10 protein-coding genes are annotated in these 11,905 nt (G+C 72.8%); 1 reads left to right on the top strand and 9 read right to left on the bottom strand.

Features of this window, described 5'->3' with window-relative positions; all coding sequences use genetic code 11:
• Positions 1–28: 28 nt before the first annotated feature.
• The 6 genes from ADY01_RS08895 to ADY01_RS08870 form a co-directional block, all read right to left on the bottom strand.
• The gene (locus ADY01_RS08895) at positions 29–1,030 is read right to left on the bottom strand and encodes a sugar phosphate isomerase/epimerase family protein (RefSeq protein ID WP_049568556.1); all 1,002 of its coding nucleotides are present in this window, start codon (positions 1,028–1,030) and stop codon (positions 29–31) included.
• A 24-nt stretch (positions 1,031–1,054) separates the two neighbouring features.
• Positions 1,055–2,230: a Gfo/Idh/MocA family protein gene (locus tag ADY01_RS08890; protein WP_049568553.1), complete on the bottom strand. Its 1,176-nt coding sequence runs from the start codon at positions 2,228–2,230 to the stop codon at positions 1,055–1,057.
• Between the two features lie 28 nt (positions 2,231–2,258).
• Entirely contained in the window at positions 2,259–3,320 is a 1,062-nt protein-coding gene (locus ADY01_RS08885) for a substrate-binding domain-containing protein (RefSeq protein WP_078900118.1), read from the bottom strand.
• Positions 3,321–3,348: 28 nt separating this feature from the next.
• A complete protein-coding gene (locus ADY01_RS08880) occupies positions 3,349–4,398 on the bottom strand; it encodes an ABC transporter permease (protein WP_078900117.1) in 1,050 nt (349 codons plus the stop codon).
• Positions 4,395–5,918: a sugar ABC transporter ATP-binding protein gene (locus tag ADY01_RS08875; RefSeq protein ID WP_049568546.1), complete on the bottom strand. Its 1,524-nt coding sequence runs from the start codon at positions 5,916–5,918 to the stop codon at positions 4,395–4,397. Before ADY01_RS08875 ends, ADY01_RS08880 begins: the two co-directional genes overlap by 4 nt.
• Before the next feature lie 170 nt (positions 5,919–6,088).
• Entirely contained in the window at positions 6,089–7,276 is a 1,188-nt protein-coding gene (locus ADY01_RS08870; RefSeq protein ID WP_049568542.1) for an ROK family transcriptional regulator, read from the bottom strand.
• A gap of 470 nt (positions 7,277–7,746) precedes the next feature.
• On the opposite strand from ADY01_RS08870, the gene ADY01_RS36820 reads away from it, so the two are divergent.
• A complete protein-coding gene (locus ADY01_RS36820; protein ID WP_234320139.1) occupies positions 7,747–8,610 on the top strand; it encodes a phosphatase PAP2 family protein in 864 nt (287 codons plus the stop codon).
• On the opposite strand, the gene ADY01_RS08865 is transcribed toward ADY01_RS36820, so the two are convergent.
• From ADY01_RS08865 to ADY01_RS38955, 3 genes are all read right to left on the bottom strand, one after another.
• Positions 8,492–11,143, bottom strand: a complete 2,652-nt coding sequence (locus ADY01_RS08865; protein ID WP_049568539.1) for a lanthionine synthetase LanC family protein — start codon at positions 11,141–11,143, stop codon at positions 8,492–8,494. The genes ADY01_RS36820 and ADY01_RS08865 overlap by 119 nt on opposite strands.
• A gap of 8 nt (positions 11,144–11,151) precedes the next feature.
• The gene (locus ADY01_RS38960; protein ID WP_049568536.1) at positions 11,152–11,334 is read right to left on the bottom strand and encodes a hypothetical protein; all 183 of its coding nucleotides are present in this window, start codon (positions 11,332–11,334) and stop codon (positions 11,152–11,154) included.
• 83 nt (positions 11,335–11,417) lie between these two features.
• Positions 11,418–11,747, bottom strand: coding sequence for a hypothetical protein (locus ADY01_RS38955; protein ID WP_159001050.1), 330 nt, complete (start codon positions 11,745–11,747; stop codon positions 11,418–11,420).
• Positions 11,748–11,905 lie beyond the last annotated feature (158 nt).

Below are 11,905 nucleotides of genomic sequence, written 5' to 3'. Positions count from 1 at the left end.
GGAGGAACCCGCTGACGGAGCGGGCGGGTTATTCGCCGCCGAAGGCCGCGTCGAAGGAGGCGGTGGGCGGCGGGTAGTCGAACGCCTTGAGCCGGGCCAGGGCCTCGGGGGCTCCGGCCAGCCGGTCCATGCCCGCGTCCTCCCACTCCACCGAGATCGGCCCGTCGTAGCCGATGGCGCGCAGCATCCGGAAGACGTCCTCCCAGGCCACGTCGCCGTGGCCCGCGGACACGAAGTCCCAGCCTCGCCGGGGGTCGCCCCACGGCAGGTGGGAGCCGAGGCGCCCGTTGCGGCCGTCGAGGCGGCGGCGGGCCTCCTTGCAGTCCACGTGGTAGATGCGGTCCTGGAAGTCGTACAGGAAGTTGACCGGGTCCAGGTCCTGCCAGACGAAGTGGCTCGGGTCGAAGTTCAGCCCGAACGCCGGACGGTGGTCGACCGCCTCCAGGGCGCGCTTGGTCGTCCAGTAGTCGTAGGCGATCTCGCTGGGGTGCACCTCGTGGGCGAACCGGACGCCCTCGGCGTCGAAGACGTCGAGGATCGGGTTGAACCGCTCCGCGAAGTCCTCGTAGCCGCGGTCGATCATGCCGGGCGGCACGGGCGGGAACATGGCCACCAGGTGCCAGATCGAGGAGCCGGTGAAGCCGATGACGGTCTGGACGCCGAAGGCGGCGGCAGCCCGCGCCGTGTCGGCCAGTTCCTTGGCGGCCCGCCGGCGCACGCCCTCGGGCTCGCCGTCGCCCCAGATCCGCGGCGCCAGGATGCCCTGGTGGCGCTCGTCGATCGGGTTGTCGCAGACCGCCTGGCCCAGCAGGTGGTTGGAGATGGCCCAGCACTTCAGGCCGTACTTCTCCAGGAGGGCGTGTCGGCCCGCGATGTAGTCGGGCTCGGCCAGGGCGCGGTCGACCTCGAAGTGGTCGCCCCAGCAGGCGAGTTCAAGGCCGTCGTAGCCGAACTCGCGAGCCAGGCGGCAGACCTCCTCCAGCGGCAGGTCCGCCCACTGGCCGGTGAACAGGGTGAAGTTCCGTGGCATGGTGCGTGGTCTCCTTAAGAATCCTCACTCGGCTGCCGGGACGGGGATGGAGGTGTGGACGGCGTTCTTCGCGGCGCTCTCCTCGATCGCCGCGAGCACGCGCTGGACCTGGAGGCCGTCGGCGAACGTCGGCTCCGGCTGCGTCCCGCTCGCGATGTGGTGAACGAGGTCCCGCGCCTGGTGGGTGAAGGTGTGCTCGTAGCCCAGGCCGTGCCCCGGGGGCCACCAGCCCTCCAGATAGGGGTGGTCGGGCTCGGTCACCAGGATGCGGCGGAATCCGCCCTCGGCCGCGGGCTGGGTGTTGTCGTGGAACTCCAGCTCGTTGAGCCGCTCCAGGTCGAACACCAGCGAGCCGTCGGACCCGTTGACCTCGACGCGCAGCTGGTTCTTGCGGCCGGCGGCGAAGCGGCTGACCTCGAAGGAGGCCAGCGCGCCGGACGCGAGCCTGCCGTTGAAGACGGCCGCGTCGTCGACCGTGACCTCGCCGACCTGCCCCTCCTCTCCGTCGGGCAGGGCGCGTTCCTTGACGAACGTCTCGGTCTGCGCGGAGACACCGGTCAGCAGCTCCCCCGAGAGGTGCTGCGCGATGTCGATGATGTGCGCGCCCAGGTCGCCCAGGGCGCCGGAGCCCGCCTTCTCCTTGCGCAGCCGCCAGACCAGGGGCAACGCGGGGTCGGCCGCCCAGTCCTGGAGGTAGCTGGCGCGGACGTGGCGGAGCGTGCCGAGCCGGCCCTCGGCGATCAGCTTGCGCGCGAGCGCGAGGGCCGGGACACGGCGGTAGTTGAAGCCGACCATGGCGAGCTGCCCGCGCTTGCGGGCCTCTATGGCCGCCGCGGTCATGGCCTCGGCCTCGGCGACGGTGTTGGCGAGAGGCTTCTCGCACAGCACGTGCTTGCCCGCCTCCAGGGCGGCGATGGCGATCTCGGCGTGGCTGTCCCCCGGGGTGCAGATGTCCACGAGCGTGACGTCGTCGCGGGTGATGAGGGCGCGCCAGTCGGTCTCGGCCGCCGCCCAGCCGAGGCGGTCGGCGGCGGCTTCGACGGCGGTCCGGTCACGCCCGCACACGGCGGCCATCACGGGGGTCAGCGGCAGGTCGTAGGCCCTGGCGACGGTGCGCCAGCCCTGGGAGTGCGCCGCCCCCATGAAGGCGTAGCCGACCATGCCGACGCCGAGGGGAGGTGCGGTGGTGGAGTACGGCATCTGGTTCCCTGTCGGTTGGGGGTACGGATCAGTTGAAGCCGGTCGGCAGGTACTGGTCGACGTTGTCCGCGGACACCACGGCGGAGAAGAGCGTCACCGAGGACGGGATCTCGAACTCGGCCAGTCCGTTGATCCCCCGGGCCTGGCCCAGCGCCCTGGCCAGGTCGATGGCGGAGGCCGCCATCGTCGGCGGGTAGAGCACGGTGGCCTTCAGAACCGAGTCGTCGGCCTTGATGTGGTCCATCGCGGCCTTGGAACCGGCGCCGCCCACCATGATGAACTCGTCGCGCCCCGCCTGGGCGATGGCCTGGAGCGCGCCGGCGCCCTGGTCGTCGTCGTGGTTCCACAGGGCGTGGAACTGCGACTCCGCCTGGAGGAGACCCGACATGACCTCCTGCCCCGACTCGGTGGTGAACTCGGCCGCCTGGCGCGCCACCTTCTGGATGTTGGGGTAGTTCGCCAGGGCGTCGTCGAAGCCCTGGGTGCGCTGCCCGGTCAGCTCCAGGCTGTCCGGGCCCGACAGCTCGACGACGCGGGCGTTCTCCACGTCGCGCAGCTGCTCGCCGATGTAGTGTCCGGCATTGAGGCCCATGCCGTAATTGTCGCCCCCGATCCAGGTGCGGTACGCCTGGGGGTTGTCGAAGATGCGGTCCAGGTTGATCACCGGTATCCCGGCGCGCATCGCCTCGAGGCCGGTCTCGGTCATCGCGACGCCGTCGGCGGGCAGGATGACCAGCACGTCGACCCCGCCGTTGATCAGGGCCTCGACCTGGCCGATCTGGGTGGCCGTGTCGTTGGAGCCCTCGGTGATCTCCAGGGTGACCTCGTCGTAGAGCTCGGCGCGGGCGCGGGCCTGCTCGTTGATCGCGTTGAGCCAGCCGTGGTCGGCCTGCGGGCCGGCGAAGCCGATGGTGACCGGGGTGCCCGGCTCCTCGCTCGCCGCGGGGGCCTGCTGCTCGGCGCCCTCGTCGTCGTTGGACTCGTTGCTGGTGCATCCGGCGATGAAGAGCCCCGAGGCGGCGGCGGCCGACCCGAAGAGCATGTTTCTGCGGCTCGCGAGCGGGCCCTTGCGTGAGGAAGAAGAGCTCATGACGGTCGACCTTCCTAAGGTGTGCGGGTCAGGTGGTTGCGGTGCGTCGCTGGAGGAGAACGGCGACGACGATGATCGCGCCCTGCGCGATCTGCTGGGCCGCGCTGTCGAGGTTGTTCAGGATGAACAGATTGGTGATGGTGGTGAAGACCAGGACGCCGAGCACCGAGCCGAGGATCGTGCCGCGCCCGCCGCTGAGCAGGGTGCCGCCGATGATCGCCGCGGCGATGGCGTTGAGCTCGTACAGGTTGCCGTTGGTGTTCTGTCCGGAGCCGGTGAGGACGACCAGCATGAACGCGGCGATGCCGCAGCACAGTCCGGACAGGGCGTAGAGCATCAGCCGCTGGCGCTTGACGGCGATGCCGGCGAGCCGCGCGGCCTCCGGGTTGCCGCCGATCGCCACGGTGCGGCGGCCGAAGGTGGTGCGGGTCAGCAGCAGCCAGCCGAGGACGACGACCACGGCGAACATGATGACCAGCGGGGGCACGCCGAGGACGAAGTTGTCGCGGCGGCTGAGTTCGAGCACCGAGTCCACGGTGACGGACTGGGTGCTGCCGCCGGTGATCTGGAGCGCGAGGCCGCGGGCCGAGGCCAGCATGGCGAGCGTGGCGACGAACGGGACCATCGGCCCGAAGGCGATCAGGGTGCCGTTGACGAGGCCGCAGCCGAGGCCGACGGCGAGCGCGGTGAAGAGGATGCCCCCGAAGCCGAACTCCTGGGTGGCGACGGTGGTGCACCACACCGAGGCGAGCGCGACGATGGCGCCGACGGACAGGTCGATGCCGCCGCCGATGATCACGAAGGTCATGCCGACCGTGACCACGCCGATGATCGACGCCTGGGTCAGGACGAGTTGGAGGTTGTCCGTGGTGAGGAACGACTCCCGCTCGGTGATGGTGCCGATCACGACGAGGGCGAGCAGCACGCCGATCAGCGAGACGGTGTGCACGTCCGTGAGCTTGCCGAGCACCAGCCGGGAGGCGGACCGCTCCCCGCCGCCCTGGGGTGGGGAAGCGCCCGGCGTCTCCGTCTTGGTGAGCGCGGATGCTGCGGGTTCGGAGGTGGCGCCGTGGGTCACGCCGGACTCCCTTCCATGACGAGATCGAGAACCCGGTGCTCGTCGAGCTCCGGGGCGGGGGCGGTGTGAACGACCTGTCCCTCGCGCACGACGAGCACCCGGTCGGCGAGGCCGAGGACCTCCGGGATCTCGCTGGAGACGAGGAGCACGGCGACCCCTTCGTCGGCCAGGCGGCGGATCAGGGCGTAGAGCTCGGCCCGCGCGCCGACGTCGACGCCGCGGGTGGGCTCGTCGAGGAGCAGCACCTTGCAGTCGCGCAGCAGCCAGCGGGCGAGCACGGCCTTCTGCTGGTTGCCGCCGGAGAGGGTGCGGATCCTGGCCTCGGGGTTGTCGGGGCGCAGGGACAGCTCGCGGGTGTGTTCCCTGGCGGCCTTGCGTTCGCCGGAACGGTCCAGCCAGCCACCGCGGGAGAAGCGCGGCAGGGAGGAGATGGTCACGTTGCGGGTGACCGAGTCGAGCAGGAAGAGCGCCTGCGCCTTCCGCTCCTCGGGGGCGAGGCCCACGCCGGCGCGGACGGCGGAGGTGACATTGCCGGGCCGCAGCGGGCGGCCGCCGACCAGGACGCGCCCGGCGGTGGGGCGGCGGGCGCCGTAGATGGTCTCCAGGATCTCGGAGCGGCCCGAGCCGACCAGGCCCGCGAGGCCGACGATCTCACCGGCCTGCACCGTGAGGTCGAGGGGGGCGAACTCCCCTTCCCTGGCGAGCCCTTCGACGTGCAGCACCGGGGTGGCGTCCGCCGCGGCGGGGGGCGGGCCGGGCCGTTCGGGGAAGGGGTGCTCGATGTCGCGGCCGGTCATGAGCGAGACGATGTCGCGCGTGGCCGTGGTGTCGGCGGGCAGCCCCCGGGCGACGGCGCGGCCGTCCTTCAGGACGGTGACGCGGTCGCCGATGCGGCGGATCTCCTCCAGGCGGTGGGATATGTAGACGATGGCGACGCCGGCCTCGGTGAGGTTGTCGACGATGCGGAAGAGGTTGTTCACCTCGTCCGGGTCGAGCACGGCGGACGGCTCGTCCATGATGATCAGCTTGGCGTCGTGGGAGAGCGCGCGGGCCATGCTGACGACCTGCCGGCCGGCCGCGGAGAGGGAGCTCACGATGCGGTCGGGGCTGATCTCCGGGTGGCCGAGCCGGGCGAGGATGTCGGCCGTGGCGGCGCGGGCGGCGCCGCGGCGGACGAAGCCCGCCTTCGACTTCTCGTTGCCGAGGTGGACGTTCTCGGTGACGGAGACGTGCTCGATGAGGTCGAGCTCCTGGTAGATGGTGGCGATGCCGAGCCGCATGGCGGCGCTGGGCGAGCCGATGACGGTGTGTTCGCCCTGCCAGGTGATCTCGCCGGCGTCGGGCTGGTGGGCGCCCGAGACGACCTTGATGAGGGTCGACTTGCCGGCGCCGTTCTGTCCGAGCAGGCAGTGGACCTCCCCTGGCAGGACGTCGAGGTCGACGCCCTGGAGGGCGCGAACGCCGGGGAACGACTTGCTGATGCCACTCAGCGTGAGTATCGGCGGTGGCGCGCTTGCCATGGCTGGCCTCCTCGGCGGTGCCGGTGCGCGGGCGTGCGTGGGCAGGGTGGGGTGGTGCGGTGGTGCGACTCGGGATCTGTGGCTCGGGGTGTGCGGCCCGGTGGGGGCGGTCCGTCCGGTGGAGCGGTCTCGGAGGGATCTGGGCGGTGAGGGCGGTGCCCTCGCGTCGGTTATGTCGGGGTGTAGCTGAAGAGGTGATCGCTGATGAGGCGGGCCGCGCCGGTGACGCCGGCGGCGGGGCCGAGTTCTCCCAGAACGATCGGGAGGTTTCCCGTGGCCAGCGGGAGGGACTGCCGGTACACCTGGGTGCGGATGGCGGCGAGCAGGGTGTGGCCGAGGCCGGTCACCCCGCCGCCGATCACCACCAGGGCCGGGTTGAAGAAGCTGACCAGGCCGGCGATGACCTGACCCGTGCGGTTCCCGCCGTTCCTGATGAGGTCGAGGGCGGCCACGTCGCCCGCGGACGCGGCCGAGGCCACGTCGGCGGCGGTGAGGGTGCCCACGGCGTCGAGCCGGGCGGCGAGTTCGGCGGAGCGCCCGTCCCTGGCGGCGCCCTCCGCGTCCCTGGCGAGGGCGGCGCCACCGAAGTACGCCTCCAGGCAGCCGCGGTTGCCGCAGGGGCACTGCCGGCCGTCGGCCTCGACCTGGATGTGGCCGATGTCGCCGGCGCTGCCGGTGGCCCCGCGGTGCACCTTGCCGTCGGCGACGATCCCGCAGCCGATGCCGGTGCCGATCTTGACGCAGATGAAGTCCTGGACGGAGTGCGCGACTCCGGCGTGCTGCTCGCCCAGGGCCATCAGGTTCACGTCGTTGTCCACCATGACCGGGCAGCCGAGCTCCTGGCCGAGCGCCTCGCGCACGGGGAAGCCGTCCCAGCCCGGCATGATGGGCGGCGCCACCGGGATCCCGTCGGGGAAGCGTACGGGCCCGGGGACGCCTATCCCGGCGCCGTCGAAGTGCTCGGCGAGGCCGGCGTCCTTCAGCTTGGCGGCCATGGCGAGCACCTGCTCGAAGACCGCCACCGGCCCTTCGCGGACGTCCATCGGCGCGGTGAGGTGACCCAGGATCTCCAGCTCGGGACCGGTCACGGCCACGTCGATGGAGGTGGCGCCGATGTCCACGCCGAGGAAGCGCAGCTGGGGCGCGAGCCGGACGTTGTGGGACCTGCGCCCGCCGCGGGACGCGGCGAACCCGTCGCCCACCACCAGGCCGGTGTCGAGCAGCCGGTCGATCTCCACCGCCAGCTTGGAGCGGGAGAGCTCGATCCGGTCGCCGAGCTGGGCGCGCGAGCTGGGCCCGCCGTCGCGCAGGAGACGCAGAAGACGCGCCTGATGCACGTTCCCCGGCCGAGCCGTCATCCGCCTCACGCTGTCCCTCCCGCCACCGTCGGCATCGGGCCCCGGCACGAGGTCCGCGCCGGGCTTTGGGTGGGGAATGTAGCAGTGGGCTGGCGGGGATGGAAGAAGTTCTGCACGAATCGTTAGAACTTTTCCCTCAACGAGGACAAAGCAGGGCCCGGGCGCCCGTGACCTGGCCGGAAGCCGTCCCACGCGACGACCGGCCCGCGGGGGCGGCGAACGGAGGGCGACGGCGAGGCGACGGCCCCGCGCGCGGGGCCGGAAAGGGACCGGTCTCGTGTGGCGGCGTCCGGCCGGGGCAGAAGCAACGTAAACTCCCGGCGGGGAACAGAAGATCGAAGCGTGAAGCCCACCCGGCGCCATGTGACGGTCCCGTGCACCGCCACCTCAGTTATTCGGGAATACTGCCTATGCCAAGTCCACGAGTCCTGAAGCGAGATCTCTTCGCACGGAACCGGGAGCGGCCCGCGGTGTCGTCCAGACCCCCGCTCATCCGTGAACTCCCGCTGGTCATCGCGCTGTACATGGCGTACAAGTTCGGCCGCCGCGCGGCCAACGGCCAGTTCAGGGACGCCCATGAGAATGCGGATCTCGTATGGGGACTCGAACGGGCCCTGCGCCTGCCCAGTGAGGCGTGGGTACAGGATCTGGTGATGCGCAGCGAGGTGCTGATCCGCGGCATCAATGTGTACTACGCCACCGTGCACTTTCCCGCCATGGTCATCTTTCTCGTATGGATGTACTGGCGCCGTCCCGGGCACTACCTCTGGGTCCGCTGGGTGCTCACCTGGCTGACGAGCGCCGCCCTGGTGCTCCACCTGCTGGTGCCCCTGGCGCCGCCCCGGCTCTTCGGCGAGGCCCGCATGGTGGACACCGGCCTGCTCTACGGCCCCGCCGTCTACGGCAAGCCGGAGCCCGACTCCATGGCCAACCAGTTCGCCGCGATGCCCTCCCTGCACGTGGGGTGGGCGGTGTTCATCGCCATCGCGCTGATCGTCTCGTGCCGCTCCCGGCTGCGCTGGCTGTGGCTGCTCCACCCGCTGACCACGATCCTCGCCGTGGTCGCCACCGCCCACCACTACTGGATGGACGGCCTGGTGGCCTGCGCGTTCCTCGCCGTCATCCTCGCCGTGCTCCGCCCGCCACGGAAGGCGGCGGCGGCCGGTCCCGGGGAACGAGCCACGGTCGGCGCCGGGGAGCCGGATACCGCGGCGGTCACGGACGGGACGGTGGCCGCTCCCGCGCCTCACGAGACGCCGGCGCCGGAGGGCGCCCCGACGGCCGCCCCGACGGCCGTCGCGACCCCAACGGATCTGGCGCGCCGGGAGACGTGAGCCCGCGCAGGAACGCCAGGATGCCCGCGTACCCCATCCCGTAGGAGCAGGGGGCGTCCTGGCGCCCCCTGCCGATGAGCTCCGGCGCGTCGTCCGGACCGTGGCTGCGCACCAGCAGATGGCGCGCCACCCCTCCGGCCGCGGCCAGATACCGCTCGTCGCCGCCGCGCGCCAGGTCGAGGAGGGCGCTGCCGACGCCGGTGACGCCGCAGCACTGCGACAGGTTCTCCATGCGGGGCACCCATGCGGCGCAGACCTCCGCCGCCCGCCGGGCGGCCCGGCCGAACTGCGGCTCGTCCAGGACGCGATGGGCGTGGTGCAGCGCCCGCGCCGCGCCGGCCAGCCCCTGGCACCAGGACACGGCGAGCTGAACGGCCGCGGGGCGCGCGACGGTTGCCGAGAGCTCGGTCGCGCGCCGGGCCAGGCGCCGGGCGCGCGCGTGCGCCGCCCGGCCGGTGCCGGCGTCGCCGGTCCGCTCGGCGAGGGCCACCAGGAAGTCGACGATCCCGGCCAGCCCGTGGGCGTAACCGACCGCGGGATCGACCCCCGCCTCCGGCGGCAGCCCGGTCTCCCCGGCCGTGGCGAGGAGCGGCTCGGCCCTGGCCGTCAGCACCTCGGCCTGGCCGCGGGCGGCGTCGAGGTGGGCGGGGTCCCCGGTGGCCTCGGCGAGCAGCAGATGGCCGAGCCCGACGCCCGCCGCCCCGCTGAAGACATCGTCGTGCGGCTCGGGGGCGCCTCCCGCGTCGACGCCCCCCGCCTCGGCACCCCCCGCGTCCAACCCGGCCGCGCGGGCGCGGGCGAGGAAGAGGTCGACGCCGGTGGCGCCCGCGAACAGGCCCTCGGCCGGGGGCACCTGGCGGGTCGCGGCGCGGGCGTGGCGGACCAGGCCCTCCAGCGCCCGGTCGACGCCCGGCTGGTCACGGTGGTGGAGCAGTTCGAGCCCGACGCCCGCGCTCCCGGTGTAGAGGCTGGCGTCGACCGAGCCGATGCCGTGCCCGTCGCCGCCCCGCAGATACGGCTCGACGCCGGCGAGCAGCAGGTCGAGCACGCGCCCGGCGAGCGCCGCCGCCGGGTCGGCGGGGAGGGGCGCCACCGGGGGCGGCGCCGGCGGGCCGGGCCCGTTGTCCCGGCCGGGCCACCGCCCGGCGGCCAGCGCGCGCAGCGCCGCCTCGGCGCGTCCCTCCCCCGGGTCGAGCAACGCGCCGACCGCCGCCACCAGATGCGCGGGGGCGGCGCCGTGCGGCGGGGACAGCGCCTGGAGCATCCGGCGCCGCGCCAGCTCGCGGGGGGCGGGCCCGGCCACGGGGAGCATGCCGGTGGCCGCGAAGCCGAGGACCATCCCGAGGGCGAAGCAGTCGTCGGCGCGGCGCGGCGGGCCGCCCCGCAGCTGGTCCGCGGGCGCGAACCCGGCGGTGCCGCCCGGCGGATGGGCCCCGCCCAGCGCCGCGAGCCCGAAGTCGACGAGGAACGCGCGCTCCCGCCCCAGCACCACGTTGCGCGGGCTGATGTCGCGCACGATCACGCCGCGGTCGTGCAGTGCGGCGACGGTGCCCGCCAGGGCGGTGACCAGCCGGCGCAGGGCCTCCGGGGGCAACGCGCCATGGGTGCGGACGTGGTGCAGCAGGTTGAGCGCCCCGACGTCGTCGGTCACCAGGAACTCGTCGGGACCGTGCGCGAAGTGGTCGAGGAAGCGGGGCACGCCGTCCACACCGTGGCAAGTGGTGAGCGCCCGGCGCTCGTTGCGCAGGCGGGTGCGCGCGTCGCCGAAGCGCCCCTCCCCCACATGGGCCCTGGCCTGCTTGACGACGACGCGCCGCCCGGTGCCGCGCTCCTCGGCCCGGAACACATTGCCCTGCGCGGCCCGGTGGATCCCGCGGGTGAGGCGGTACCGCCCGCCGAGCGTGGCCGGCGGCCCGCCGGCCCCGTCGCTCCCGTCGCTCCCGTCGCTTCCGTCGCTTCCGTCGCCGAACGGGTCGGCGGCCCACGGCGGTTGCCGGTACTCCAGCGTGGCGACGCCGTCGAACCACTCCCCGCCGGGCCCCCTGATCCCGATGGCGAGGCTGCCCCGCTCCCCCGCGAACCAGCGGCTCACGAACGGCCCGTACCGGTAGTAGACGGGGGCGTCCTCGGCGACCCGCCGATCGCTGAGCACCCGGGGCCCCTCGTGGCCGGCGAGCAGCCGGGCCAGCGTCAGCCCCAGCGGACGGATCCGGCCCGGATCCGGGTAGACGGTCAGGGCCTTGCCGACCGAGGCGGGCGCGTCACGCCCCTCGTTGAGCCGGACCAGCGCCGCCCGGGAGGCGGCGAGCTTGAAGTGGCAGCGCTCGGCCAGCAGCACCGGCAGCACCGCCGCGGCCACCGCGGGGAACGTGCCGGGGCGCGCCGAGACGTGCAGCTTCCAGCCGTGCTCGGCCAGCGGAACGCCCGCGGGCACGACGGTGATCCAGGTCCCCCCGGCGCGCAGCGCGTGCGCGCCGGCACCGGCCCGCCTGACCAGTGCCTCGCCGTCCCAGTCGCCCCCGCCGTCACGCACGTTCCCACCTAGGCCGGGGCGTAACTGTTCCCCGTGGCCTGGCAGTTGCCGCCCGTGCCGGTGATGCACACGCAGCTGACCGGGCAGCGGTCCGCCGCGTGGAGGGCCTGCTCCAGGGAGTCGAACACGATCAGCGGCTCGACGACACGCTCCCCGGCCAGGCGCGGGAGGAGATCGGACAAGGCTTCCATGGGAGCTCCCTCGCATGGTCCGTACCCGGGCTCCGACCGTAACACCGGTCGCGGTCGGAGCCCATGGCCTCGGCTGACGGCCGTCAGTTCGGGTGAGAACGGCCGTCTACCCCTTGACGCGGACCACCCGGGTGAGCTTGGCCACCACCTCGACCAGGTCCCGCTGCTACAGCGGTACGGCCACGCTCCAGATGCGCGTCGGCATGGGTGGTGACCTGCACGCGGATCTCCTCGTCGGAGAGCGCCGGCTTGGTGCCGATCCAGGGAAGGAACGTGCTCTGGAACTCGGCGCAGTCCTTGACGATGAGTTTCTCAGGCTGAACGAAGGAGCCGGTTCCGGTTTCCAGTTCATACTGCATGGCCTGGCCGACACCACGAACATAAAGAGGAAGGGCGGCGTGCGCCGCGCTCACTCCCTTGTGAACAAGAGCCCCCGGTGTGCGGCAACACCTTTTGTGCCTGGTGGGGCGCCTGAGAGGTCAAGGCTCCCTTGCCGTGGCGATTCCGCACCCATATCGTTGATCCGCCGTACAACTCCCGTGATCAGGTCATAATCTGACGGGACCATTTG

The sequence above is a fragment of the Streptomyces sp. SBT349 genome, assembly GCF_001083795.1.
Lineage (GTDB): Bacteria > Actinomycetota > Actinomycetes > Streptomycetales > Streptomycetaceae > Streptomyces.
The sequence above is the reverse complement of the archived record's forward strand: the minus strand, read 5'-3'. Positions and strand labels throughout refer to the sequence as shown.